Origin of the sequence: Pseudotabrizicola sediminis (assembly GCF_004745575.1) — a bacterium.
GTDB lineage: Bacteria > Pseudomonadota > Alphaproteobacteria > Rhodobacterales > Rhodobacteraceae > Pseudotabrizicola > Pseudotabrizicola sediminis.
Genome location: NZ_RPEM01000004.1, coordinates 276,157 through 302,826, shown reverse-complemented (window position 1 = coordinate 302,826; position 26,670 = coordinate 276,157). Strand labels below are relative to the sequence as shown.

22 protein-coding genes are annotated in these 26,670 nt (G+C 61.7%); 14 read left to right on the top strand and 8 right to left on the bottom strand.

From position 1 onward, the window contains the following. The first annotated feature begins 354 nt into the window (after positions 1-354). From EEB11_RS08285 to EEB11_RS08270, 4 genes are read left to right on the top strand one after another with little or no spacing between them, the layout of a single operon-like run. Positions 355-2,628 (top strand): response regulator, encoded by a 2,274-nt coding sequence (locus tag EEB11_RS08285; RefSeq protein WP_245298818.1) that lies wholly within the window; start codon positions 355-357, stop codon positions 2,626-2,628. 22 nt (positions 2,629-2,650) lie between these two features. Further along, the gene (locus tag EEB11_RS08280) at positions 2,651-3,166 is read left to right on the top strand and encodes a putative pterin-binding protein (RefSeq protein ID WP_135430129.1); all 516 of its coding nucleotides are present in this window, start codon (positions 2,651-2,653) and stop codon (positions 3,164-3,166) included. Beyond that, complete coding sequence (locus EEB11_RS08275; RefSeq protein ID WP_135430127.1) at positions 3,163-5,400, top strand: hybrid sensor histidine kinase/response regulator; 2,238 nt, start codon at positions 3,163-3,165, stop codon at positions 5,398-5,400. The genes EEB11_RS08280 and EEB11_RS08275 overlap by 4 nt, the downstream gene beginning before the upstream one ends. 14 nt (positions 5,401-5,414) lie before the next feature. Further along, the gene (locus EEB11_RS08270) at positions 5,415-5,771 is read left to right on the top strand and encodes a hypothetical protein (RefSeq protein ID WP_135430125.1); all 357 of its coding nucleotides are present in this window, start codon (positions 5,415-5,417) and stop codon (positions 5,769-5,771) included. Positions 5,772-5,861: 90 nt separating this feature from the next. On the opposite strand, the gene EEB11_RS08265 is transcribed toward EEB11_RS08270, so the two are convergent. Both EEB11_RS08265 and denD read right to left on the bottom strand, forming a co-directional pair. Then, entirely contained in the window at positions 5,862-7,640 is a 1,779-nt protein-coding gene (locus tag EEB11_RS08265; RefSeq protein ID WP_135430123.1) for an IlvD/Edd family dehydratase, read from the bottom strand. Between the two features lie 49 nt (positions 7,641-7,689). Next, positions 7,690-8,670 (bottom strand): D-erythronate dehydrogenase, encoded by a 981-nt coding sequence (gene denD, locus EEB11_RS08260; RefSeq protein WP_135430121.1) that lies wholly within the window; start codon positions 8,668-8,670, stop codon positions 7,690-7,692. A 54-nt stretch (positions 8,671-8,724) separates the two neighbouring features. Between denD and EEB11_RS08255 the strand changes: the two genes are divergently transcribed. The 6 genes from EEB11_RS08255 to EEB11_RS08230 all read left to right on the top strand — a co-directional run bounded on the left by EEB11_RS08255 (position 8,725) and on the right by EEB11_RS08230 (position 14,647). After that, positions 8,725-9,540, top strand: coding sequence for a FadR/GntR family transcriptional regulator (locus tag EEB11_RS08255; protein ID WP_245298817.1), 816 nt, complete (start codon positions 8,725-8,727; stop codon positions 9,538-9,540). Positions 9,541-9,708: 168 nt separating this feature from the next. Then, complete coding sequence (locus EEB11_RS08250; protein WP_210134395.1) at positions 9,709-10,839, top strand: fumarylacetoacetate hydrolase family protein; 1,131 nt, start codon at positions 9,709-9,711, stop codon at positions 10,837-10,839. A 1-nt stretch (position 10,840) separates the two neighbouring features. Then, positions 10,841-11,395, top strand: coding sequence for a TRAP transporter small permease (locus tag EEB11_RS08245; protein ID WP_135430117.1), 555 nt, complete (start codon positions 10,841-10,843; stop codon positions 11,393-11,395). Then, positions 11,392-12,669: a TRAP transporter large permease gene (locus tag EEB11_RS08240; protein ID WP_135430115.1), complete on the top strand. Its 1,278-nt coding sequence runs from the start codon at positions 11,392-11,394 to the stop codon at positions 12,667-12,669. The genes EEB11_RS08245 and EEB11_RS08240 overlap by 4 nt, the downstream gene beginning before the upstream one ends. Positions 12,670-12,693: 24 nt before the next feature. After that, positions 12,694-13,707 carry a TRAP transporter substrate-binding protein gene (locus EEB11_RS08235; protein WP_135430113.1) on the top strand — a complete coding sequence of 338 codons (1,014 nt, stop codon included), beginning with the start codon at positions 12,694-12,696 and terminating at the stop codon, positions 13,705-13,707. 82 nt (positions 13,708-13,789) lie between these two features. Beyond that, entirely contained in the window at positions 13,790-14,647 is an 858-nt protein-coding gene (locus tag EEB11_RS08230; RefSeq protein ID WP_245298816.1) for a DMT family transporter, read from the top strand. 39 nt (positions 14,648-14,686) lie between these two features. On the opposite strand, the gene EEB11_RS08225 is transcribed toward EEB11_RS08230, so the two are convergent. From EEB11_RS08225 to EEB11_RS08215, 3 genes are read right to left on the bottom strand one after another with little or no spacing between them, the layout of a single operon-like run. Then, positions 14,687-15,004 carry a hypothetical protein gene (locus EEB11_RS08225; protein ID WP_135430111.1) on the bottom strand — a complete coding sequence of 106 codons (318 nt, stop codon included), beginning with the start codon at positions 15,002-15,004 and terminating at the stop codon, positions 14,687-14,689. Beyond that, the gene (gene ctaD / locus EEB11_RS08220; protein WP_135430187.1) at positions 15,004-17,544 is read right to left on the bottom strand and encodes a cytochrome c oxidase subunit I; all 2,541 of its coding nucleotides are present in this window, start codon (positions 17,542-17,544) and stop codon (positions 15,004-15,006) included. The genes EEB11_RS08225 and ctaD overlap by 1 nt, the downstream gene beginning before the upstream one ends. Before the next feature lie 2 nt (positions 17,545-17,546). Then, positions 17,547-18,221 (bottom strand): cytochrome c oxidase subunit II, encoded by a 675-nt coding sequence (locus EEB11_RS08215; RefSeq protein WP_135430109.1) that lies wholly within the window; start codon positions 18,219-18,221, stop codon positions 17,547-17,549. 66 nt (positions 18,222-18,287) lie between these two features. Between EEB11_RS08215 and EEB11_RS08210 the strand changes: the two genes are divergently transcribed. After that, positions 18,288-18,803, top strand: a complete 516-nt coding sequence (locus EEB11_RS08210; protein ID WP_135430107.1) for a DUF2231 domain-containing protein — start codon at positions 18,288-18,290, stop codon at positions 18,801-18,803. Here the strand turns inward: EEB11_RS08210 and EEB11_RS08205 are convergent. From EEB11_RS08205 to EEB11_RS08195, 3 genes are all read right to left on the bottom strand, one after another. Then, positions 18,785-19,261, bottom strand: a complete 477-nt coding sequence (locus EEB11_RS08205; protein ID WP_135430105.1) for a CopD family protein — start codon at positions 19,259-19,261, stop codon at positions 18,785-18,787. The two genes, EEB11_RS08210 and EEB11_RS08205, sit on opposite strands and share 19 nt — an antisense overlap. Beyond that, on the bottom strand, positions 19,258-19,860 hold the full coding sequence (locus EEB11_RS08200) for a cytochrome c oxidase assembly protein (RefSeq protein WP_245298815.1): 603 nt from the start codon (positions 19,858-19,860) through the stop codon (positions 19,258-19,260). The genes EEB11_RS08205 and EEB11_RS08200 overlap by 4 nt, the downstream gene beginning before the upstream one ends. 315 nt (positions 19,861-20,175) lie before the next feature. After that, entirely contained in the window at positions 20,176-22,668 is a 2,493-nt protein-coding gene (locus EEB11_RS08195) for a membrane-bound PQQ-dependent dehydrogenase, glucose/quinate/shikimate family (protein ID WP_435531098.1), read from the bottom strand. A gap of 284 nt (positions 22,669-22,952) precedes the next feature. Between EEB11_RS08195 and EEB11_RS08190 the strand changes: the two genes are divergently transcribed. Genes EEB11_RS08190 through EEB11_RS08180 form a run of 3 tightly spaced genes read left to right on the top strand, consistent with a single transcriptional unit; the run spans position 22,953 to position 26,613 of the window. After that, complete coding sequence (locus EEB11_RS08190) at positions 22,953-23,477, top strand: 2Fe-2S iron-sulfur cluster-binding protein (RefSeq protein ID WP_135430099.1); 525 nt, start codon at positions 22,953-22,955, stop codon at positions 23,475-23,477. Continuing rightward, positions 23,474-24,442, top strand: coding sequence for an FAD binding domain-containing protein (locus tag EEB11_RS08185; protein WP_135430097.1), 969 nt, complete (start codon positions 23,474-23,476; stop codon positions 24,440-24,442). Before EEB11_RS08190 ends, EEB11_RS08185 begins: the two co-directional genes overlap by 4 nt. Continuing rightward, a complete protein-coding gene (locus tag EEB11_RS08180; protein ID WP_135430095.1) occupies positions 24,439-26,613 on the top strand; it encodes a xanthine dehydrogenase family protein molybdopterin-binding subunit in 2,175 nt (724 codons plus the stop codon). The genes EEB11_RS08185 and EEB11_RS08180 overlap by 4 nt, the downstream gene beginning before the upstream one ends. Positions 26,614-26,670: the final 57 nt, after the last annotated feature.

The following is a 26,670-nucleotide window of genomic DNA, read 5'->3' as shown; positions in this document are numbered from 1 at the left end:
TTTAAAGTGAAAGATCGGAGCTACTGGCCCAAAGGTTTTCCGCTACCAGACGCGTGTCGGGTTATGCGCCTGTCAAAACCACGGGATCGCCATATTGCGCCGGCAGTCTGCGGGTTTTTGTGACGCGGGTGGCGGCTTTTGCAAGGGCATCGGCCAAGTGCACGTTGATCTTGTCAATCGCGGCGGTGCTCATCATCAGCCCGACGGACACATCCACCTCGGTCCCGGGCCCAACGCACAGCGCATCCACTTTTGCGGCCAGTGCGCCGCAAAGGTATCTGCGCGCGCACACAGATTTAACGGCTCGTAAGCCCGCGGCGCATAAGCTGTCGTCAACCGCTATCGGAGGGGCCGGTGAAAGTCGCTGTGGTTGAAGACAATTCCGTGATCCGCGCTGTGCTGGTCGCCGCGATGGACGGCTTTGCTGGGTCTGTCGTGACCGAGTTCTGCGCGGTGGGCCCTTTGCTGGAAGCCTGCCGCGACACATTGTTTGATGCCATCATTCTTGATTACCAACTTCCCGATCAGACAGGGGTTGACGCAACGCGCAGCCTGCGTGCCGATCCGCGGTTCAAACATGTGCCCATCATCATGGTCACTGCCGATTCTGACTCTGCCCTGAGGCTAGAGGCCATTCGTTCAGGTGCCACCGATTTTCTGACCAAGCCGGTCAATATTGAAGAACTGCGTCTGCGCGTCGGCAATCTTCTGGCGTTGCGTCAGGCGCAGCTTGACGTGCTGGCGCGCGAAAAGTTGCTGAACGCGGTGATCGAGTCCTCGACAGCCAGCATCGTCATCGGTGACGCCTCGCGACCCGATATTCCGATGATCTATGCGAACGGGGCTTTTGAACGCCTGTCGGGGTTCACGCGCGATGAGGTGTTGGGCCGCAATTGTCGTTTGCTTGCGATGGAGGCACCAGATCACCCCGTGCGCATGCAACTGCGTCGGGCGGTGGCTGCGCGGGCAGCCGGCACTTTCCGGCTGCGCAACAGACGGCGCAACGGAGAGGTGTTTTGGAACCAGATTGACCTGCATCCCGTCCCGGGCTCCGGCGATGAAGCGCGATTCATCGTCGCTACCCAAACCGACGTTACCGCTGAGGTCGAAGCTTCGCGCACGCGAGACAGGCTGGGGGCGCGTCTGAGCGATATTGCGCAGCTCAGCGACGCGTGGTTCTTTGAATTTGACCGCACCTTGTGCATTTCCTACCTCTCGCCTGCCATGGCGAAGGCGTTGGATATCGCTCCCGAACAGGTGCAGGGTCTATCGGTTGATGTTTTCGCAGACCGCATCGCCGTCGACTCCGAGGGTACGGGCAGTGATCTTCGCAGCCTGCTGTCGCGGCGACAGCCGGTTGATCGGCTGCGGCTGCGGCTAAAGCGCCCCGATGGCACGTCCCGCTGGCTGCAAACCAGCACCACCACCTTTTTCACTGCCGAGGGTGCGTTCGACGGAGTTCGTGGGTTTGCGAGTGATATCAGTGATCTGATCGAGGCGCGTGATACCGCGCGACAGGCCGCGCGCACGCAGGCTGCCTTTGTCGCTATGATGAGCCACGAATTGCGCACACCGCTGACCGCCATCATTGGGCTGACCGATCTGCTTGAAGGCAGTGACCTCAGTTCTGCTGTACGCGCCGATCTGGCGACAATCCGCAGCTCTGCCCAGGCTTTGACCTGGGTGCTGAACGATGTGCTGGATCACTCTCAACTTGAAGGCGGTCAACTGAAGCTGGCGATCGCCGAATTCGACCTGACACACCTTCTGGCCGGGCTGATCCAGTGGCACAGCCCCGCAGCCCGAGCAAGGGGGCTGTCCCTGCGCCTTGAGGTCGAGGGCGAGGGACCGCCACACCGGCGCGGTGACCCGGATCGCCTGCGCCAGATCCTGCGCAATCTGATCGACAACTCATTGCGCTTCACCCCGAAAGGCAGTGTGACGGTGATGCTGATGCTGCGAGGCGACAGCAGCATCACGCTGCGCATCGCCGATACCGGTGTCGGCATAGCGCCCGAGGATACCGACCGCATCTTCGACCCTTTCGTGCAGCTGGATGCCAGCATGGGCCGATTGCATTCGGGTCGGGGCCTGGGGCTGACCCTTGCGCGCAAACTGGCCGAGGCCATGGGAGGCACCCTTTCCGTGCGCTCACAACCCGGCGCGGGCAGTGTCTTTGTTCTGGATCTGCCTTTGCCCGGCGTCGCATTGGCCGTTGCCCCTCGACCGCTCTCGCTGAAGGGCATGCCGGTGCTCGTGGCCGATGACAACCGCGCCAATCGCAAGTTGCTGGAGATCATGCTGTCGCGGCTGGGGGCCAAAGTTACGCTGGCCGAAGACGGCCACGCGGCTGTGCAGGCCTGGGCACCGGGCCGGTTTGAGCTGCTGTTGCTTGACATCAACATGCCCGGGTTGACCGGCACCGACGTGATCGCCCGGATCCGCGCGCAGGAAGGCCACGCCGGTCTGGCCCCTGTTCCGGCGCTTGCTGTGTCTGCAAACGCCCGGCCCGAGCAGGTGGCAGACTATCTTGCCGCGGGGTTTGACGGCTGCATCGCCAAACCCTTTACCCTCGCCGCGTTGCACACGGCCCTGTCAATGCCGGGACTGTCACACATAACCATCTGATTCAGGCAAAGGAATGAAAACTATGCGAATTTCACGGTTCTTCTCCACAGTGCTGGCGCTCTGGCTTGGCGCGGCGGCACCGGGTGCCAGCGCCCAGACGCTGGCACAACCGGCAAACACTGTCATTCTGGAAGTCAGCAGTGCGACGTCCGCACCCAACAGCGGCCCCATCGCACAATTCGATCTTGCCATGCTCGATGCGTTGCCGCAGCGTGAAACAGTCACCAGCACGCCTTGGTATGACGGTCCGCAAACCTTCTCAGGGCCACTTCTGTCGGACCTTTTGAACACCCTGGGTGTACAAGGCACGACAGTGCGGGCTGTGGCGATCAACGACTATGCGGTCGATATCCCGGTGTCAGATCTGCTTGATTACCCTGTCATTCTTGCGTCGCGCCACAACGGAAACCTTATGTCGGTGCGCGACAAGGGGCCGCTGTTTGTGGTTTTTCCGTTTGACGAGGTGCCCTCACTCAACAACGAAGTGTATTATGCACGCTCGGCCTGGCAAGTCCGGCATATCGAGGTTCTTCCGTGATCAAAGCGCTACGCCCGGCTGCCACGGGCACGCGCGTCCAATTGTGGCTGAACTTTCTTGCGGGCGCGGCGGTCTTGCTGATGGCCATCTGGGGCGTGCTTTTTATTCGCCTGCTGGATGCAGAACGCGAAATTACCACCCGTGTGCGCGAAGATGCGATGTGGGCAGTGTTTCAGGCCGACCGCCACGCAGGGGCCTTGCTGTACACCTTGCGCGAGGGTGTGATGAGTGGCAGCCCGGCCGGGCACGACGACCTGATGGCGGCTTATGATGTTCTGTACAGTCGCGCAGAACTGTTGGCGCGTGGCGCCTTTGCCATCGAGCTCAGCGGCCAGACGGCGTTTGGCAAGCTTAGCGTTGCCCGCACCAGTGAGGTGCTTTCGCTCGCCCCTGACTTTGATCGCCTGACCCCGGAGAGTCCTGATTATCTGTCTGATCTCAAGCGCCTGGAACCGCGCATCGCTGCCCTGCGTGACGGGATGGCGCAACTTGTGCTGGCGGCCAACGCAGCGGTCACTGAAGGACGTGTCACCGAGCGTGCGACCCGCAAAGCCATCCACGACGGCCTTGGGCTGAGCGCCGCTTTCCTGGTTGTGGCGTTTCTGGGCATCGGAAGCCTGCTGCTGGTTCATATGCGCTTCTTGCGCCGAGCACATGCGCGCATGGCCCTGCTTCAACGTCGAAGCCTGCATCAAGCCAACCGTGCCCGGGCGGCCAATGCGGCGAAATCAATCTTCCTTGCCACCATGAGCCATGAGATCCGCACTCCGTTGAACGCGATCATCGGTTCGGCGGAACTCCTCAAATCGGATGGGCTGGACGCGCCACAAAGCCAAAGGGTGCAGACAATACAGAGCGCAGGGCAATTGCTGCAGGATGTCATCAGCGACATCCTGGACTATTCCAAGCTCGAAAGCCGCGGGCTGGAATTGCAGCCTGCGCCGGTTGACCTGTCTGAAGTCGCACGCACCATCGCCTCTACCTTCGAAGAGCGCGCAGCGGCGAGATCGCTGCGCCTGAACATCGCGTTTGAACCCTGTCGCATGCGCACCGATCCTAGGCGTCTGCGGCAAGTGATTGTCAACCTCGTGGGCAATGCGCTGAAGTTCACACCACAGGGCGAGGTGCGCGCTACGGCGTCGATGCTTGCGACCAACCTGCTGCGCGTGGAGGTGTGCGATACCGGGATCGGTATCCGGCCCGAGGATCAGACGCGCCTCTTTCAGGACTTTGAGCAGATCGACGGCTCCTATGCCCGCGCTTATGGCGGAACGGGGCTTGGGCTTGCGATTTGCAAACGCATCGTGCGGGGTATGGGTGGAGAGATCGGCGTGACCAGTGCCCACGGCCAGGGCAGCACCTTCTGGTTCGAAATTCCGGTTGAACAGTTGACTGAGGTGCCTGCCGCAGCGCCTTCTCCATTTAACTCTGCGCAGGGCGCGCTTTATATTCTGGTCGTCGAGGACAACCCAGTAAATCGCGCGGTCATCACCGACCAACTTGTGCAGCTTGGCCATTGGCCCAGCACCGCCGAAGATGGATTTGCTGCACTGGACCGGCTCGCAGCCGAAAGTTTTGACCTCGTTTTGATGGATATGCAGATGCCCGGTATCAGCGGCCCCGACACCGTGAGGTGCCTGCGGGCCGGTGGCTGCGATCTGCCCATCATCGGGGTCACGGCAAATGCTACGCGGGATGATCGGAAAACCTGCGAAGAGGCCGGCATGAACGGATTTCTGCCCAAACCGGTCACCCTTGGATTGCTGTCGGTGGCGATTGGCGACACTCTGGCCAACATTCCGTCGCGGCCGCAGACCATGGCCTTCATGCCGGAACCCCCAGACCATGTCCCATACAACCCCCAGCTTGACGACCTTCTGGCGACCTTGGGTGCGTCGCGGGTGGCTGCGCTGTTGGATCAGTTTAAGGAAAGTTTGACACAGACGCTGGCCGAACTTCATCAGGCCCTTGATCTTTCTTCCGAAGGCGCGCTGGACGCAGCGCTTCATTCGCTTAAAGGAGCGGCGCTGACCCTTGGTCTTTCCGAGACGGGCGACCGGGCGGAGGCACTTCGCCCCCCGGGCCGCCCTTCGCCGGACGACGTTGACGCATTGATGGCGCTGGCTCACACCGAAATCACACTCGTCCAGTCCCGCATATCGACGCGCGCACTCGCTCGCGGGGGTGACGATTGTCAGATCGTCGCTTATCGGAACCCTCCGTCAAATGCCTGATGCCGGTCTTGGTGATGGCCGCGCAGTTGCTGCATCATGTAGATTTCTCGGTTTCCTTCATAAGCAGGTTAGCTGCAGGTCTTGATGACGCTCCAGACTGCCCTGTTCAAATCGAAAGGCTTTGTCGGCGCGCGCTGCAATTCGTCCAATGCTTCGGCGCGAACGCCAGTGCATCCCAGATGGCGACCGAATTCAGCGCATCACTTTTGGATGCCATCGATGTTTGCGTTCTGTCCGTAGGGAATGGCCCAAGACTGAAACGCGCATCCAGCGCTGTTGAGGAGATCGATTCCGAAAATGGGCTCTTTCGGCCCTTTGCCTGTCGGGCGCCTGTATTTAAGGCCGGGATCAGCGAGGCGATCTACCCCTGACGGAGGTAGAGTTGTGCTGGCCTGCTGCCGCCGCCGGACCTGTCTTCGAACACCAACGTCGTTTCGGTGGCGCAGCGATGTGGTGTCCAGTCAATGATTGTGCCTTGGCAGGGCCCTGCTGATGTTCACGAACTTTTCCGCCCCTTCAATGGTTGCCCCATCAACGAGCTGGGTGACAGTGGCCCGGTATATTTCCTGCCATGGCGTTGCCGAGGCGGGAACAGGGGGGAGGCCCTGCTGCTTCCGGATGGCAATCTCATCGGGTGTGACCATCATGTCACAGCGCCCTTCGTTCAGATCAATCCTGATCCGGTCGCCGGTGCGCAGCCAGGCCAGCCCGCCGCCCGCAGCACTTTCCGGCGAGGCGTTGAGGATCGAAGGGCTGTCCGCCGTGCCCGACTGCCGACCGTCGCCTATGGTGGGCAGGCTGGTGATGCCCCGCTGGATCAGCCGGTCCGGTGGCTGCATGTTCACCACTTCGGCGGATCCAGGCCATCCAAGCGGCCCTGCGCCCCGGATCACCAGAATCGAGCGTTCGTCGATGTCGAGTGCGGGATCGTTGATGCGGGCGTGATAATCGGTTGATCCGTCAAAGACAAACGCGGTGCCCTCGAATACCCCTTCGCGCCCCGGTTCCGACAGGTAGCGCGCGCGGAACTCGTCAGAAATGACACTGGTTTTCATGATGGCGAAGTCGAACAGGTTGCCGCGCAGCACCAGAAAACCCGCCCGGCTCATCATCGGCGTGCCGTAGGGCCGGATCACCTCGCGGTCGGTTGCTTCGCGCCCGATCAGATTGGTGGCCATGTCTTGGCCAGTCACGGTTGGGCAGGTGCCGTCCAGCACCCCGGCTTGGAGCAGCTCCCACATCACGGCGGGAACACCGCCCGCGCGATGGAACCGTTCCCCCAGATAGGCCCCGGCGGGCTGGACATTGGCCAGAAGTGGCACGTCATAACCATGGGCCTGCCAGTCTTCTGGATGCAGCTCAGCGCCCGCGTGACGCGCCATTGCCATCAGATGCGGTTGCGCATTGGTCGATCCGCCGATGGCCGAATTCACCCGGATCGCATTCAGAAACGCCGCCCGCGTCAGGATTTGCGACGGGCGCAGATCTTCGCGCACCAGTTCCACCGCCCGCAACCCGGTGCGATAAGCAATCTGTCCCCGTTCACGGTACGCTGCCGGAATAGCCGCGCAGCCGGTCAGCGACATGCCAAGTGCTTCGGCAATGGCATTCATGGTGGACGCCGTGCCCATGGTGTTGCAATGCCCGATAGAGGGTGCGGAATCGAGCGCGGTCTGCAAAAACTCTTCACGGGTGATTTCGCCCGCTGCGAATTTCCGCCGGGACTGCCAGATCACAGTACCAGACCCGACCAGCCGCCCCTCGTGCCAGCCGTCAAGCATCGGCCCGCCTGACAGCACTATGGCCGGAATATCCACGGTCGCGGCGGCCATGATCGCCGATGGCGTGGTCTTGTCGCAGCCGGTGGTCAGGACGACGCCATCGAACGGATAACCGTACAGCAGTTCGACCAGCCCCAGATAGGCAAGATTGCGGTCCAGCGCGGCAGTGGGGCGCTTGCAGTTTTCAAACAGCGGATGCGAGGGAAATTCGATGGCGATGCCGCCGGCATCCCGGATGCCGTCACGCACGCGTTTTGCCAGATCCAGATGGTGGCGGTTGCAGGGGTTCAGATCGCTGCCCGATTGCGCGATGCCGATGATGGGTCGCCCGGAGCGCAGTTCCTCGGGTGTGGTGCCGTAGTTCATGAACCGCTCCAGATACAGTGCGGTCATATCGGCATGCTCGGGATTGTCGAACCAGTCCTGTGAACGGAGGCGGCGGGGCGACGGGTCGGTCATGGAATGTCCTTGTGTTCGGATGCGGGCAGTATGTTGCGGCGGCGATCAATCAGTGCGGCGCGTGGAGTTCGTCTTCGATATGGGCGCGGATGATCTGGTCAAAGCTGTCCTCTGCGGTAAACCCCAAGGCGCGGGCGCGGGTTGCCGCAAATCCGGGGGCCCAGCCTTCGCACATGCGCGTGATGGTGGCATCGGGTTCGCGGCGGATCAGGGCCACGGCGCTGTCCCCGGCGACGCGACGCAAAGCCTCGATCTGCTCGCCCACCGTGGCGCTGAGGCCCGGCATCGACAGGTTGCGCTGCGGGCCCACCGCGCCCAGTTCCATTGTGGCGGCGTGGATCATGAACCCCACCGCGGAGCGGGGCGAGGTGTGCCAGTGCCGGATGCTGTCAGGTACCGGCAGGATGGCGGGTTTGCCAACCAGCGGCTCGCGCAGGATGTTCGAAAAGAACCCCGACGCTGCCTTGTTCGGGGTGCCGGGGCGGATGCAGATCGTGGGCAGCCGGATGCCGATGCCGTCAAGGAACCCGTGGCGGGAGTAGTCGGCCAGCAACAGTTCGCAGATCGCCTTTTGGGTGCCGTAACTGGTCAGCGGGGTGGTGTGGAATGTGTCGGATATCGGATAAGGCAAAGGAGCGCCCATCACCGCAATGGAAGAGGCAAAGACCACGCGCGGGCGGTAGCCATCGGCCAGATGCGCATGGCGGATGGCTTCGAACAGATCGCGCGTGCTGTCGAGGTTGATGCGGTAGCCTTTCTCGAAATCGGCCTCGGCCTCGCCCGAAACGATGGCCGCCAGATGAAAGATCACATCGGGCCTGCCGTCGATCAGTTGCTGCGCGATGCTGTTTGTAGAAAGATCTGCGCTGAGGCAGTCGGCGTGGCCGAGGAAACCGACGGGGGAGTCCGGCACGATGACATCGACCAATGTCAGCGCAGAAACCTCTCGCCCTGCCAGACCCTCGCGTACCAGCCGGGCAACAACTTTTCGGCCCAGCATGCCAGCGGCACCGGTGATCAGGATGTGCATCGTCGTTTCTCCCATAGGTCACAAGTGGCAAATCGCACCCTTGAGTTCATATGATTGTCTGATAACCTGAAAACTTCAAGCCAAGAGAAAGCTTGTGATGACCGGCGGAAAGATTGGGGCAACGTTGCGACTGGCGATCAGAGGAGCAGAAAGATGATTGGTCCGCTTACCCAGATCAGCCGCACGGAGCATCTGCCTGCGCGCATTGCGGCTCAGTTCGCGCAGCAGATCCAGGAGGGGGACCTGAAGCCAGGCGACAGGCTGCCCACCGAAAACGAGATGTCGAAAAACTTTGGCGTCAGCCGTACTGTCATTCGTGAGGCGATCGCGCAGCTGCGCAATGAAGGCATGATTGAAACGCGCCAGGGTGTCGGCGCTTTTGTGATCGGCCGCCCGACCCGCCACATCCGCCTGGATGATCGCCGCAAAATGGACCCTCATGGGTTCCGTGACCTTTTCCAGCTGCGTGTGCCGCTGGAAATCGAGGCGGCGGGGCTCGCCGCCACCTATCATCGCGCCGAGCACCTGCGGCAATTGGATGAAGCATTGCAACGGATGAAGGTCACGGATGACGGGGCTGGCGACGGCATCATCGCAGACCTCGATTTCCATCGCGCCATCGCGGCTGCGACCGGTAACGATTATTTCGTGCAGTTTTTGGGTGCCGTGTCGGACCGCATTCTGCAGACCATCGTTGAATCGCGGGAACGGATACGTCTGGATGAAATCGTCGCTATCGTGAATCGCGAACATACCGAACTTCGCGATGCCATTGCCGCCCGCGATCCGGTGCGGGCGCGTGCGGCAATGCGGACCCATATGGTTGGCTCGGCAGAGCGGATCGCGCTTCGGCTGGAATTCTACCTTTGAAGGTTCAGGCTGCCGCCTGAAAAAGATTCGGTGGACAGGTCAGAGAAGTCTCAAGTAGGGTCTAGTCATCATGTTGTCTGACATTGTCAGATCGTCTGGTGCTGGAGGCACCGACGCAAGGGAGAGAATGAATTGACGTCACATCAAGCTTTAGCGGCTTCCGCGCTGATGCCCGACGATGCCGCAAGCGCGATGCTTGTGGGTCGGGTCTGTTCCGCACAGCAAGGCGGGCCTTGCCCTGTCGTGCTGCGCGATGGGCAGGTGTTTGACCTGACCGGCGTTTCGGCCACCATGTCGGGCCTGCTGGAGCGGAGTGATCTGCATACTGTGCTTGCCTCTGACGGGCTTGCCGACCTCGGTCCGCTGGACGGGTTTCTGAACGGCACCGCAGGTCAACTGCTGGCCCCCGTCGATCTGCAGGCGATCAAGGCTGCGGGTGTCACCTTTGCCGACAGCATGCTGGAACGTGTCATCGAGGAGCAGGCACGCGGCGACTCTGCACGTGCATCTGAGGTGCGGGCGCGGCTGGCACCGGTGATCGGCGACAGCTTGCGCGGCGTTCAGGCCGGGTCCGAAAAAGCGGGTCAGGTCAAGGCATTGCTGCAGGACGTGGGCCTGTGGTCGCAGTATCTTGAGGTGGGCATCGGCCCGGATGCCGAGATCTTCACCAAGGCGCAGCCGATGTCTTCGATGGGCTGCGGCGACTTGGTCGGCATTCACCCGATGTCGGAATGGAACAATCCAGAGCCCGAGGTCGTGCTGGTCATCCGTTCCGATGGCGCCATTCTGGGCGCAACGCTTGGCAATGACGTGAACCTGCGTGATGTGGAGGGGCGGTCAGCCCTGCTGCTGGGCAAGGCCAAGGATAACAACGCATCCTGTGCAATCGGCCCGTTCATCCGGTTGTTTGACTCTGGCTTCACACAAAATGATCTGGACCGGACCACGGTATCCCTGCGTGTCGAAGGGCAGGACGGCTTTGTGATGACAGGCGAAAGCCCGATGCAGGCAATCAGCCGCAGCCCGGTTGATCTGGCGGGGCAGCTTCTGAACCGCTCACATCAGTATCCTGATGGGGCGGTGCTGTTTCTGGGCACGATGTTTGCGCCGGTGAAGGATCGCCGCGGTGTGGGCCAGGGCTTCACCCATGAGGTGGGTGACCGGGTCGAGATCGCCTCTCCCCGTCTGGGGCGGCTGGTGAACTGGGTGGACCGCACCGACCGCTGCCCGGAATGGACCTTTGGCACGCGCGCCCTGATGCAAAACTTGATTGGGCGTGGTCTGGGCGAAAGGCTTTGACATGACATGGCTGTCGCGGGTCTTTTTCAGGTTTCTGGACATCCTGCTGGCCCTGTTGCTGTCAGCCATGGCGCTGATGGTCTTTGTCAATGTCGTCATGCGCTACACCATGAATTCGGGTCTGCCGCTGTCGGATGAGCTGGCCCGCTTTGCCTTTGTCTGGTTGACCTTTATCGGGGCCGTAGTGGTCTATCATCATCGCCAGCACATGGGGATGGAGACGGTGGTCGCGCAATTCGGAACGCGCGGGCGACTGGTGCTGATGGGCCTGTCGGATGTGATGATCCTTGGCTGTGCAATTGTACTGACCCACGGCACCTGGAAACAACTGCCGATCAATGCGTCGATGAGCGCGCCGGTTTCCGGTCTGTCAATGGCCTGGGTCTACGGGATCGGTCTGTTCACCGGTGCCGGTATCATCGCAATCACACTGGAACGCCTGTTCAGGCTTGTGACAGGCCGCATCACCGAGGCCGAGATCCGCGGATTTGGCGGAGAAATGGAAGATCTCTACGGCACCGCCAACAAGGTCAAGGCGGGGGATCGCGGGGAATGACCCTTCTGGTTTTCATCGTCTCGCTTCTGGGGTCGATGGCGCTGGGTGTGCCGGTGGCCTTTGCGCTGATTTTCTGCGGTGTCATGCTGATGTCGTTCATGGGCATGTTCAACACCCAGATCATCGCGCAGAACATGTTGATCGGGGCCGATACCTTTACGCTGCTGGCCATTCCGTTCTTTATCCTTGCGGGCGAGTTGATGAATGCGGGTGGGCTGTCCAAGCGCATTATCGAGTTTGCCATCACCTGCGTTGGTCATATCCGGGGCGGGCTTGGTCTGGTTGCAATCATTGCAGCGGTCATCATGGCGTCTATCTCGGGGTCGGCTGCGGCGGATACTGCGGCGCTGGCCGCGATACTGATCCCGATGATGGCGAAGGCGGGCTATAACGTGCCGCGTTCGGCTGGGCTGATAGCTGCCGGCGGCGTTATCGCACCCGTAATACCGCCATCCATGGCCTTCATCATCTTTGGCGTTGCCGCCAATGTCTCGATCTCGCAACTGTTCATGGCGGGCATCGTGCCGGGCATGCTGATGGGGTTCGCCCTTGTGGTGACTTGGTTGATCGTGGCCCGCAATGACAATGTCGAAACACTGCCACGGGTCGGATGGGCCGAACGGGGCCGGGCCTCTGGTCGCGCCGCGTGGGCGCTTGGCATGCCCGTCATCATTCTGGGCGGCATCAAGATGGGTGTCGTCACCCCGACCGAGGCTGCCGTGATCGCCGCGTTCTACGCGCTGTTCGTCGGCATGTTTGTCTACCGCGAACTGAAGATTTCAGAATTGCCGCGCGTACTGATTGCAGCCGGGCGCACCACAGCAGCAATCATGTTTCTGGTCTGCGCGGCCCTGGTTTCGGCCTGGCTGATCACTGCGGCAAACATCCCCAATGAAATCATCGGTTATATCGAACCGCTGATCGAAAGCCCCCGACTGTTGATGCTGGTTCTGATGCTGCTGATCCTTGTGGTTGGCACTGCACTTGATCTGACGCCGACGATTCTGATCCTGACGCCCGTGCTGATGCCGATTGTCGCCAAGGCCGGGATCGATCCGGTCTACTTCGGGGTCATGTTCATCATGAACTGCTGCATCGGCCTTTTGACGCCGCCGGTGGGGGTGGTGCTGAACGTGGTCAGCGGCGTGGGCCGGGTGCCGCTTGGCAAGGTCATCCGCGGCGTGTGGCCGTTCCTGATCGCCCAGATTCTGGTGATCCTGTTGCTGGTGGCGTTCCCCAGCATCGTGATCATTCCGGCACGATGGTTCTACTGACGACTAAATCCTAGGGAGGAAACTATGAAACATTCTGTACTGAGAACGGCACTTTGCCTGACCACCGTGATCGCGACTGCCAGCCCGGCACTCGCCGAGTTCACAGAGCGGACATTCCGCGTCTCGAACGGGATCAACGAGGACCATCCTGTTGCGGTGGGTATGCAAGCCATGCAGGCCTGTCTGGATGAGAAAACCGGCGGCATGATGAAGATGCAAGCCTTCTGGGGCGGTGCGCTTGGCGGTGACCTGCAGGCCACGCAGGCTGTGCGCAGCGGCCTGCAAGAGGCGGTGGTGACCTCATCATCCCCGCTGGTCGGGATGGAGCCCGCGCTTGGCGTCTTTGACCTGCCCTTCCTGTTCCGCACCCCGGAAGAGGCCTATGCCGTCATGGACGGACCGTTTGGCGAAAACCTGAACGAAAAGCTGGATGCGGTCGGCCTGGTCAACCTTGGCTATTGGGAAAACGGCTTCCGCAACATGTCGAACTCGCAGCGCCCCATCGAGACATGGGAAGATTTCGAGGGCATGAAGGTGCGGGTGATGCAAAACAACATCTTCCTCGACACCTTCTCGAACTTTGGCGCGAATGCGACGCCGATGTCCTTTGGCGAGGTGTTCTCGGCACTGGAAACCAAGGCGATCGATGCACAGGAAAACCCCTACGTGACCATCGACACCTCGAAGTTCTACGAGGTTCAGTCCTACATCAGCGAAACCCGGCATGCCTATACGCCGTTCCTGTTCCTGTTCTCGAAGGCGATCTTCAACACCTATTCGCCCGAAGAACAGCAGGCGCTGCGCGATTGTACCATCGTCGGACGCGACGTCGAACGGTCGGCAATTCAGGAACTGAACCTGAAATCGTTGGCCAAGATGGAAGAGGCTGGACTGAAGTTCAACACAATCTCGCCCGAAGATCAGGCAGAAATGCTGGCCAAGTCGCAGGTCGTCTATGACAAGCACAAGGACTCGATCGGTGCGGATGTCGTCGATCAGGTGCAGCAGATCCTGAGTGAACTGCGCGCAGCCCAGTAAAGGCAGATTGAGCGTCACACTTGAGCCATGCGCCCGGGGTCGATATCGGCCCCGGGCGCATGAGTGATCACGGGGCCTTGAAATGAAATCGAAATTGACGGGCAACACGACCGGCATTCTCTTGATGTTGCTCGGAATGGCTGCCTTTGCCGGAAATGATGCGATCGGCAAATGGCTGGTTGCCGATTACGGTGTGGCGCAGGTGATCTTGCTGCGCTCTGTCGCGGCGGGGCTGATCATGGCACCACTGATCATGCGCGGCGGCCGCGTCATGAACCGCATCCGATCCGTCCCCCGCCCTGGCCTGCAGGCCGTGCGCGCTGTGTGCGCCACCGTGGAGGTGTTTTGCTTCTATTATGCGGTGTCCTACATGCCCTTGGCCGATGTGATGGCCTTCTGGATGGCGGCACCCATCTATGTCGTGGCGATCTCACCGTTTCTGTTGGGTGAACGGGTTGCCAGACGCACCTGGCTTGCGGTTGGGGTTGGCTTTGTCGGAGTCTTGATCCTGCTTGCGCCGTCCCTGCAGATTTCCGGCCTGGGGGCGATCTTTGCACTGCTGGGCACCGCAGCCTTTGCAGCGATCATGGTTCTGGGCCGGTCACTGCGCGAAACGGCTGACCGTGATCTGGTCCTGTTCCAACTTGCGGCGGCGGGGCTTGCCGGGCTGGCCTTCGCGCCCTTTGACTGGCAGCCGATCCGCTCGGGTGGTGATCTGGCCCTGTTGTTTTTGCTGGGGGTGGTTGCGACAGCCGCACATATGCTGGTGACCCGCGCGCTTAAATTGGCGGATGCCTCTGTGGTTGCGCCGTTGCAGTATTCCTTGCTGGTTTGGGGTGTTGTTTTCGGATTTCTGGTCTTCGGTGACGTGCCCGCGCCGGCAATGCTGATCGGGGCGTTGCTGATCGTGGCGTCGGGGCTGATCGTCCTTCGCCGGTGATCCTTCGCGGCACGTTTGGCTGGATCCGGTTCAGGCATATCACAGGGTTGCCGGACAGGTCGTCAAGGTCAGGACCGGCCACAAGGTCAACAGACTGGCCCAGAACCCGATCCATCCCGCCAGTCGCACCAAGCGGCTGCCCAGCGCCGGATCTGTCGGTGCGGCCCGCAGGATGATGAGGTGAACCCCCAGCCCACCCAACCAGACGGCCGTCATGGCCACAACATGCAGCGACCCGAAGGGCGTGGAAACCGAAGGCCAGCCCAGGGCGCAGCCCAGACCATGCAGGGCATAAACCGCCGAGAAAAGAACGGCCCATAATGTCAGCGGGGCAGAAAAGACCGCCAGCCAGCGCATCAGCCAATCTCCTGCAAAGTGATGACCAAGACAGAGATCGCGGCAGTCACAGCGGCAAAATCCTGCCACAGCCGCCAGACCGGAGCAGTCCCACGCCGAGCAGCTGACACCCGGCCATGGTGGCTGTCGGTCCATGTGCGCAAGGCAAGCAGTGTGGCAATGGCCACATGCACCGCGACATAGGCCAAAAGCACCGCACGCAGAGCGTCGCGGGCATGGCGGCGGGGGTCGTCAAGCATCAGCGCGGCCCCGCCAATCGCCAGCAGCGCCACGCATCCCGCAGCCGTGCCAAGGATCGCCCACAGCCGCCCACGAGGGGTTGCACGCGCGTTTTCGGCGCGGCGGGCTGCAAGCGCACCAAAGGCCAGCGTCAGAATGACAATCGCCGCCGCCAGCGGGGCCAGCATCTCTGGCAAGTCCGATGCCGGCGCAGGCCAACCCGGTGCGACGACCGACAGGAACGCCACGCCGAACAGCAGCGAGGCAAACAGCGTGCCGTCTGCAACAAGCGTTGCCACCGCCCCGCAATAGGCCAGTGATCTGCGCACATGCCAGTGCAGGGGCAGCATCAGATCGGGCGTGACGGCAACCGCCGTATGGTCGCAGGTGGTGCCCATGATGCTCCCCCAGCGCCAGACGGCCACCACGATCAGCCCCAAGGCCACTGGCACGAGCCAATAAAGCCCGGCAAGCAACAGCCCAACCAAACCGCCAATGGCGACCGCTGTGACCAGTGGCAGCAGCGTGTTGCCAGGCAGCACGGCCACATGTGACGGCCTGCCGGTGCCAGGATCCACCACCAGAAGTTCACGCCAGCCACGCGGCGCGCCGGGCAAAAGCCCTTCCCCCCGCGCAAGCGGCAGAATGAGCTCTGGCCCTGTTGGACCCTGCACCGGCAGCGATGCAAAGTTGTAGGCCGGGGCGGGCAGCACCATCGCCCAGTCCAGCGTTCCGGCACCCCATGGGTTGCGGCGGCTTTGACGGCCGAACAGGAATTGCATCGCGATGTCAAAGGCGAACAGTGCGAATCCCGTCGCCATGACCATGCTGAAAATCGACGAGATCAGGTTCGGGAGCACCCATTCGGGATTATCGGGATAAATGTCGATCCGCCGCGGCATGCCCAGAAGCCCTGTCAGGTGCATGATGAAGAAGGTGCCGTGAAAGCCGATCAACACCAGCCAGAACGCCGCCTCGCCTAGACCCTTTACGCGCCTGCGCCCCGATATCAGCGGCATCCAATAGGTGACCGCCGCCATCATCGGAAACACGAAGCCACCGATCAGCACATAATGCAGGTGCGCCGTGACAAAGGCGGTGTCATGTGCTTGCCAGTTGAAAGGCACGATCGCCAGCATGACCCCGGTCAGCCCGCCCATGACAAACGTCAGAAAGAATCCCAGCACATACAGCATTGGCAGGTGAAGCTGGGGGCGGCCTTTCCAGATCGTGCCGATCCAGGCGAACACCTGCACCGCTGTCGGGACCGCCACCAGCGCCGAGGCGGCGCTGAAGAAGGCCAACGCCATATGCGGAATGCCCACGGTGAACATGTGATGGACCCACAGGCCAAAAGACAGGAATACCAGCCCCAGAACCGCCGCCACAATCGCGCCGTAGCCCAGGATCGTGGTGCGGCACATCACCGGAATCAGCGTTGACAGCGCTCCGGCTGCGGGCAGGAAGATGATATAGACCTCAGGGTGGCCAAACAGCCAGAACAGATGCTGCCACAGCAACGGGTCCCCCCCGCGCGCCACGTCAAAGAACGGCCAGTCAAAGGCCCGCTCGACCTCGAGCAATATCGAGCCCAGGATCAGCGGCGGAAAGCCCACCAGCATCATCGCGGCGGTGCCAAGCATGTACCAGCCCATCAACGGCATCTGCGTCAATGCCATATTGGCCGCGCGGCAGAACAGGATGGTCACGATGATCTCGACCGCCGCCGCCACAGCTGAAATCTCGACAAAGGTGACGCCGATCAGCCAGATGTCGGCGTTGATGCCCGGCGTGTGGGTCTTGTCGGACAGCGGCGTATACATGAACCAGCCGCCATCAGGGGCCACGCCGCCCAACAGCGACAGGACGATGATCAGCCCACCGAACAGATAGCACCAGTACCCAAGCGCTGACAGACGTGGAAACGCCATGTCGCGCGCGCCAAGGATCTTGGGCAAGAGCCACAGCGCCAGGCCTTCCAGCATCGGGATGGCAAACAGAAACATCATGATGCTGCCGTGCATCGTAAAGATCTGGTTATACAAGGCAGTGTCGAGGAAATCGCCGCGCGGCGTGGCCAGCTGTGCCCGGATCAGCATCGACAGCACACCGCCGATGGCGAAAAAGACAAAGGCCGTCGCCATGAACCGCAGGCCGATGGTCGTGTGGTTGACCGACATCAGCACCCCGCGCCAGCCCGGGGCATCGGTCCAGACTTCGGTCAGCTCCTTGTGCAGCCGCAGGGCGCGTCGCTGCGGGTTGGCGGCAAAGCCCGCTGCCGTTGCCTGCACCGGGAGCGAGCTGGCATCCTGCGAAGTCATGGTCATGGAGAGACCTCCGTCCCGGCCACATTTGCATCAACATCCATTTCCGGAAACGCCCCTTCAGGGTAGACGATCACTGAAAACCGCATGACACTGTGCCCGACACCGCAGAATTCGGCACAAAGCCCTTCCAGCACCTCGGGCGCATCAGCCTGCAGGCGGGCCAGGTTCACGCGGCCCGGCACGGCATCCATCTTGCCTCCAAGGCGCGGCACCCAGAAGCTGTGAATGACATCGCTTGACGTGATCTCGATATCGAACGGACGCCCCGCAGGAACGTAAAGCACATCCTGCGTGACGATCGGTGTCCCATCAGGGCCGGGCTGGGTAAACTCCCACCCCCATTGCCGGGCATGTGCCGCTACCCGCAGCGCACCGTCATCGCGGGTAAGGATGCGCTCGCCCACCCAGACGCCGTAAGCCACCAGCACCACCAGGACCGACATGGTAAAGCCAACACCAAGGCCCCAGATCCAAAGCCGCTCACCCCCCGCGCGGGTGGCGTCGCCCCGCCATGCCAGCGCCAGCAAAAGCCAGACCAGAGCAGTGATCACCGCCGCTCCGATCAACATGGCCCACCACAGCCCTGCAACCACCCCCGAGGATGGCCCCGCCGGGTCCAAAGTCGACAAAGGGCCGCCACAGCCTGCCAACCATGGAACAAAAATGCCCATCAGTGCTTTGTTCCTATGGCAGGGCCGCATCGCGTGCCGCGCCTCAGGTTGTTTGAAAGGCCCCGCATGACCCGCAAACCCTCCCGCCGATTTGTCGACCCCGTCCAGAAGTTCGACGCCTTTAACGACACGGAATCCACCGTCGCCATCGCCGGGCACCCCCTGCACGCGATGATGGTCGCCTTTCCAATCACGCTGGCGTTCTGCACCTTTGCCGCTGACGGGCTTTACTGGTGGACAGGTGATGCCTTCTGGCCCCGTGTGGCGATCTGGTCTGCCGGGGTGGGCTTTTTCATCGGCGTTCTGGCCGGCATCGTCGGCACGGTCGAGCTGCTCGCAGTGCGCGGTATCCGCGTGCGGTCGGCCAGCTGGACACATTTCATTCTGGCGGTGATGCTGCTGTCGCTGCTGGGCGCGAACTGGGTTATCCGCCATGACAATGCCGAAGCGATTGTGTTGCCTTGGGGAATGCTTGTCTCGGCCATCTGTGCCGGGATGACGGCCATTACCGGATGGCACGGCGGCAAGCTGGTGTTCGACTATCAGATCGGCACGAAAGATGGTCACAGGGACCCTCCCTGAGGTTCAAGAGCCACTGCAGGCAACAGGTCTGCCAGCCAGGCCAGATCAGGCTTGGCCAATGCCAGCCAAAGAATGACCGCGATCTGGGTTAGAACCAGCGGCAGACTGATCAGCGGCGGTGGCATTTTGTAGCTGCCCCCGGTTTCGCCGGATTTCAGGATCAGATGCCCGAGCCACGCATGTACCAGCACCATCCCCGCCACGAAGGCCAGCTTGATGAGCAGCCATGGGTCGTACACATCGGCTAGGAAAATCAGCACTGTTCCCGCCGAAATGGCCACAACGGCGGCGGGCGAGGCAAAGGCGATATAGCCATAATGAGTGATCAGCCGGTATTCCGTGTAATCCGATTGCGTCCTGGCCCGCCGGTAATGGTGCAACAGCACCGGCAGCCCCACCAGCGCCGCGCTCCAGCACAACAGACTTGCGATATGCAGGAACTTGACCAGCGCGATCACGTCGCAAACCCTCGTGCCCATCCGCGCGCAACAATGCGGAACGCCAGGGCGGCAAGGGGCAGGAAGCCTGGCACCCACATGATCAGCCCTGCCAACTGCTGATCCGCCAGCAGGCTCAGGCCATAGGCATCGCTGCCGGGCAAATGCTGCGGATAAAGCGCGGTGGGCGCAAAGGTAAGCACCGCACCGATCAACCCCATGATCCCGGCAAGCGCGCCGACCTGAAGCGCATCCATGAACACCCTTTCGGCCTGCCGCTTGGGATGCAGCACTGCCGACCAGAACAGCCATGCCGGACCCAGCAGAGCGGCTTGCATCAGCCAGTAGACTGCCACGCTGTTCCACGCGGCATCATAGACTGAAGGGATATGCCAGAGCAGAACCGCGCCTGCCGTCAACGCAAAGCCGATCCCGCCTGCGGCACGACTCAGCGGCAGGGCAATGGCCAAGGCCGGAGCGACCAAGCTGATCAGAAGAATATGATGTACTGACCGCGCCGCAAACAGCGCGACCGTGGCCGCGCACAGGGGCGACACAAAAGCCACGATCAGTCCCGCAAAGGCGATGGCCAGCGCCCGGTTCTGCGAGCGGCCAGGCATAGAGGTACGCCTCATCCATAACACGGCCACTCCCAATGCCAGACACAATGTCCCCAGCAGCAATGGGTCGGTGTTCCATGCCGTTAAAAGCCCCTTCGGTGCCACCAATGGCCCGCAATAGGGATTGCTGCCTTCAAGCTGTGACAGCGGCGTCAGTTCCATTTGCAGCACCTCAAGACCGGGTTCCCCTTGTCACAATATATGGGTGGCGGAGCCAGACCTGCGCCCCGCTAGACGAAGGTGCAGGACCGTGGCCCGCACCTTCCTTCGTTGAACAAATGCCGGCCCTGTAGCCAGGCATGGCTCGCCAAAAGACTACGGCAACGCATAGGCGATGAAATAATCGCCAATCGGCGTTTCCATGAAATTGTGGCCGCCCGCATTGATGATCAGATACTGCACCCCGTCGATTTCATACATCGCCGGGCCCGCTTGTCCGCCTGCCGGCAAGCGGTCTTCCCAAAGCACCTCACCGGTTTCGATGTCCATTGCACGGATCAGATCATCGGTGGCCGCGGCGATGAAGATCAGCCCACCCGCCGTTACAACAGCACCCGCATTGTTCGGCGTGCCGATGTCCAGCGGCAACATCGAAGGGATACCAAACGGGCCGTTCTTGCGCGCGGTTCCAAAGGGTTTGTCCCACAGCACCTGCCGCGTGGCCAGATCAATGGCCATGATCCCGCCATACGGCGGCTCCTTGCACAAAAGGCCGGTGAAGGGCACCCGCCAGCCCGCATTGACCTTGATGGCGTACGGTGTGTCCGACTGCGGATTATAGCCCGCTGGTGTGTCTTCGGCACCCGGTTCGTCGATGGGTACAACGCCCAGACGTTCGGCCTCCTCACGCGGGAGCAACCGATTGAAGTTCGGCGTGTCGTTGTAATTGGCAACCATGACTCTGCGCACAGGGTCAATCGCGACGCCGCCCCAATCAGACCCGCCATTATAGCCCGGATATTGAATCCAGTCGCGGTCTACCGAGGGCGGCGTGTAGATACCGTCGTAATTCGCCTGACGGAACTGGATGCGGCACCACAGCTGGTCCAGCGGCGTCATACCCCACATGTCGCGCTCTTCGATGTCTGGCTTCAGGGTGCTGGGGAAATCGACGACAAAGGGCTGTGTCGGAGACAGGCGCTCTGGCTCTACCCCGCCCTGCGGCACCGGGCGTTCTTCGACCTCAACCAGCAGTTCGCCTGTTTCGCGGTTGAAGATAAAGAACATGCCCAGCTTGGTCGGCAGGATCAGCGCTGGAACTGAACCGGCCTCGGTTTCCAGATCGATCAGGGACCCTTGTGAGCCAAGATCGTAATCCCAGACATCATAGTGCACGGTTTGGTAGTGCCAGGCGACCTGCCCGGTTTCCACGTCAAGCGCGACCAGTGCAGTGGAGTATTCGTTCTCGGCTTCGGACCGCGTGGCCCCCCAGTAATCGACCGAGGAATTGCCAAGCGGCAGATAGACCAAGCCAAGGTCATTGTCGCCCGACGAAATGGTCCACACATTCGGCGTGCCGCGTGTATAGGTTTCACCCTCGGGCGGAGGGCCGGTTTCGCCCGGCCGTCCCATGTCCCAGGCCCAGGCCATCTCGCCGGTTTCAACATCATAGCCACGCACCACGCCAGAGGGCGCGTCACGCCGCTGGCCGTCACGCACCTGCGAGTGGACCACGGCGATGTTGCGGACCACGGTGGGCGGAGAGGTTGGCGCGTACCAGCGGGGCACTGTATGACCGATGCCCTCTTTCATATCCACCGAGCCACCAGTGCCAAACCCTTCGCACAGCGCGCCAGTGCGGATATCGACAGCAATAAGGCGGGCATCGAGCGTGTTCATAAGAACGCGCTGTGCACAGGGTGCATCTTCGGGCGGGCTGGGCGAAGCGTAATAAGCAAGACCGCGACAGGTGGCGTTATAGGGTATGGCTTCGGTCGGGACCTGCGGATCATAGCGCCAGTTTTCTTCGCCGGTGCGGGCATCCACGGCGATGATCTTGTTCATCGCTGAACAGATCAGCACCTGATCGTCGATCTTGAGGGGGGTGTTCTGGTTGGAATACCGCTCGCCGTCCTGCGGCATGTCGCCCGTGCGGAATTCCCACACCCGGCGCAGACCGGATACGTTCTGCGGGGTGATCTGATCCAGAGGCGAATAGCGGGTGGCGTGATGGCTGCCGCCATAGGCCGGCCAGTCCGCACCCGCTTCGGGCATTGTGAATGAAGCGGCGGCGTCTGGAGTTTCAGGGATAATGGTCCCGGGGGCTGGGGCCGGCTCCGGGATTTGATCAACCGGAGTGTCTGGAACCTGATCTGCGGGGGTATCAGGGGTGATCGATGGCGGGGTCGCGTCCTGAGCCTGCGCTGCGCCATAAAACGAGGGGCCCATCGCAAGCATCACGCCCATCAAGGCCGCGACCGAGAGCACCCCGCGGTGCGCCGGAGCCCCAAGCCGCCGCAGTGCCGGGATGGTCGCCAGCACCAGGAGCAGGATCAGCGTCGGTGCAACAAGCCGGGGCACCTGCGCCCACCAGTTGAACCCGACCTCCCAGAAGGCCCAGACAACAGTGCCCGCAAAGGTAAGCAAATACACCCAGACCGCCGCCATCGTCCTGCGAAACAGACCGTAAGACGTGGCCAACAAGCCCGCGCCTGCTAAAGCATAATACCATGAGCCGCCCAGCAAGATCAGCCATATACCACCGGCAAAGATTGGCATTCCAAAGATCAGAACAACAACCGCCAGTGTCGTTACAGCGGCGGAAGCTGCTCGGTTGCGGGCTGGCGGGACGGCTAAGGAATTTCGCACAAGGGGCTCCGCTGGTTAGGCTGATCCATGGGTCAACCAGTGGATCACAATTATGTTCCCAAAAAAATGATGTGCGTCCCGCGCGGACTGCGACGCCTCCCCGGTCATCCAGCGAAGCCGCGTCCAATCCCGGGAGCGCATATCAAGCTGTTGGAAACAGCGAGGGCTTTCCACTGATGATAAGGCGAGCCCGGGCAGGGAACAAACCGGGGGAACAAACCGGGCGCTCGGATGTTGATCAGGCAGACCGTGACTGAACACCCAACCCTGACGCCCGAGGATGCATGCAAATCTCTCTCCACATCAATGGCAGCCTGAGGGATGTCTATGTTGACCCGCGCACCACCCTTATTGACGCCCTGCGAGACCACCTTGGATTGACCGGTACGAAGAAGGGATGCGATCATGGCCAATGTGGGGCCTGTACGGTTCTGGTCGACGGGCGCCGGATCAACGCCTGCCTGACTTTGGCCTGCATGGCGCAGGATAGCGAGGTCACCACGATTGAAGGGCTGGGCACGTCTGACGCGCTGTCGCCCCTTCAGACGCAGTTCCTGAACGACGACGGCTTTCAATGCGGGTTTTGCACGCCGGGGCAGATTTGTTCCGCCACCGCAATGCTGGGCGAAATGGCTGCCGGTTGGCCAAGCCATGCCTCGGACAGTCTGTCTGGACCGTTTTTGCTGAGCCATGCCGAGATTGCCGAGCGTATGAGCGGGAACCTTTGCCGCTGCGCCGCGTATTCAAATATTATCGAAGCCATCCAGAACGCTGCCCACGCGGAAGGCAGCAGCGGTGATGCACCATGAAGCCGTTCATATATCACCGCGCCCGTACACTGCAGGATATGCCGGACGGTGCAACAATCATCGCGGGCGGCACCAATCTTCTGGATCTGATGAAGCATGAAGTGACCACGCCCGGATCCTTGGTGGACATTTCCCATCTTGATCTGAACCGGATTGAACCAGAAGGTGACGGGTTGCGCATCGGGGCCTTGGTGCGCAACAGCGATCTGGCTGCGGATCCGGTGATCCGGCGGGACTACCCCGTGCTGTCGCGCGCCTTGCTTGCCGGGGCTAGCGGGCAGTTGCGCAATATGGCGACCACTGGCGGCAATCTGATGCAGCGCACCCGTTGCCCCTATTTCTATGATCTGCGCACCCCCTGCAACAAGCGCGCGCCCGGAACAGGCTGTGCGGCATTGGGCGGTATCATCCGCAATCACGCCATCTTCGGTGCCTCGGCTGACTGCATCGCCACCTATCCGGGCGATATGGCAGTGGCCCTGTCCGCTCTGGATGCCGAGGTAGAGATTGCCGGACCCAACCCGAGGCGGGTTCGGGTTGCCGATTTCCATTTGCTGCCCGGCAATACTCCGCATGTCGAAACGCGTTTGCAGCCGGGTGAGATCATCACGGCTGTCATTTTGCCCGCTCCGGTCAAGGGGGAACAGCGGTATCGCAAAGTGCGGGATCGGGCGTCATTTGCCTTTGCGCTGGTGTCCGTCGCTGTTGTGATCACAATGACGGACGGCCGTATCACCCGCGTGGCACTGGCCTGCGGAAGCGTTGCCGCAAAGCCTTGGCGTGACCCGGAATGCGAGGCGGCGCTGATCGGCCACGCGCCGTCAGACGCACTTTTCGAGCAGGCCGCCAACCTGATGCTGCGCGCCGCATCCGGTCACGTCGGCCCTGCGTTCAAAATTCCCCTTTTGCGCCGGACCCTGATCGCCACGCTACGCGATGCAACCGGACTGGAGCCTGCCCCATGACCCGTCACCTCAAGGTAGATGCGCCCGACAACGAGAGCCGGGTAGATCAGATGGCGCAGGGCGTGTTGGGAATGCCGATCAATCGCATTGAAGGTCACCACAAGGTCACTGGCAGCGCCACTTATGCCGCCGATGCCGGTGCCGAGGGCATGGCCTATGGTGTACTGGTGCAGGCAGCCATTCCGGCGGGGCGGGTGGCAGAAATTGGCGACGTGCCGGGTGTACTTGCTGTTATCCATGACCCGCGCATGCTGCGCCGGGCCGCGCAGGGGATGGCGACCGAGGGACCGCCCGCAGGGCCACAGCAGATTGACTTCATGGGGCAGGCTGTGGCGCTGGTCGTGGCCGAGACCCTTGAGGGCGCGCAGGCGGCCGCCCATGCCCTGCGGGTCCGTTATGAGGCGTATCAGGTGCCCGTTGATCCGGACGCGGTAGACCCTGAGCTGCCGGAAGACAAACAATCCTCTTCAGGGGATCTTGATGCCGCCATGCGCAAGGCGGCGTTTACGGTAGACAATGTCTGGCACACCCCATCCCATGCCGCCGCCGCGATGGAACCCCATGCAGCGGTGGCGCAATGGGCGGGAGATTGCGTGACGATCCGGGCAGGATTGCAGATGCTTGGGTCCAGCCGCGAGCAGATTGCCGACGCACTGGGCATCGACGAAGGTCAGGTCCGCCTGCTTGCGCCCTATGTGGGCGGTGGCTTCGGGTCCAAACTGGGTATCAACGCGGAATCCGTGGCCGCTGCAATTGCCTCAAAGCAGTTGGGAAGGCCGGTCAAGGTTGTGATGTCCCGCCCGCAAGTCTTTGATCTGGCCCATAGGCGATCGGAAACCACGCAGCGTGTCCGACTGTCCTGCGATACAAACGGCGTGCTTTCGGGCATCGGGCATGAGGCGTTAGTCTCGAACCTGCCGGAGGCAGAGTTTTCCGAGCCGGTGACGCAGGCCACACCCTTTACCTATCAGGCGGCCCATCGGCAGATTGTTCACAAGGTTGCCCGGATACACCGCAGTTGTGCCGGTTCCGTCCGCGCGCCGGGCGAGGCAGTTGGGGTCACAGTGTTCGAATGTGCGCTGGATGAGCTTGCAGATGCCGCCGGTATTGACCCGGTAGAGCTGAGGCTGCGCAACATCCCCGAAACGGAACCCGGCACCGGGCGCCCGTTTTCCAGCCATAAGCTGGCCGAAGCCCTACGCGACGGCGCACAGCGGTTCGGTTGGGCGGATCGGCTGACGCCGCGTGCGCGCATCGAGGGTGAGTGGTACGTCGGCATGGGGGTCGCGGCTGCGGTGCGAGTGAACTCGCTGATCGAGTCCCGTGCCAAGGTAACGTTGACCCCGCAGGGCCGCGCCACCGTGGAAACCGATATGACTGATATCGGAACCGGCACCTACACGATTCTTGGCCAGATTGCTGCCGAGACATTGGGTCTTGATATCGGATATGTGGATGTCAGGCTTGGCGACACCGATTTCCCCCGCGCCTCCGGGTCCGGCGGATCGTTCGGGGCGGCATCCAGCGGGACATCGGTCTATCTTGCCTGCGTCGAAATCCGCGACCAGATCGCCGCCCGGATGGGATGTGCCGAGGCGGATCTGACCCTGCAGGACAGCACCGCGCGATGCGGGAACATCGTGCGGCGACTTGGCGATATTGTCACAAGCCCCCTTGCGGGCAACGGGCATCTTGAGCCGGGCAAGACCGAAGACAGCGTGCGTCAGGCCACCTGGGGCAGCCACTGGGCTGAAGTGGCGGTTAACCGCTGGACAGGTGAGACCCGTGTGCGCCGGATGCTGGGTGTTTTCGCCTGCGGTCGCGTGCTCAATCACAAGACGGCCCGTTCGCAATGTCTGGGTGGCATGACCTTTGGCATCGGCATGGCGCTGACCGAGGCGATGGAGCATGACCCGCGCGACGGCCATATCGTCACGCGGGATCTGGCCGAGTATCATATTCCCTGCCACGCCGATGTGCCGCCTATGGAGGTACATTTCCTGACCGAACGCGATGCCTATGTCGGACCGCTGCAAGCCAAGGGTCTGGGAGAGTTGGGGATTTGCGGTGCGGGGGCGGCCGTGCTCAACGCCATTCACAACGCTTGCGGAGTGCGGGTTCGCAGCCTGCCAGCGACACCTGACAAGATTATTGCGGGCTTGGATCCGTAAGCCAGCTTTCTGCCGAATGCCGACGCGACAAGACCAGTCTTCAAGCACCCCGGAAGC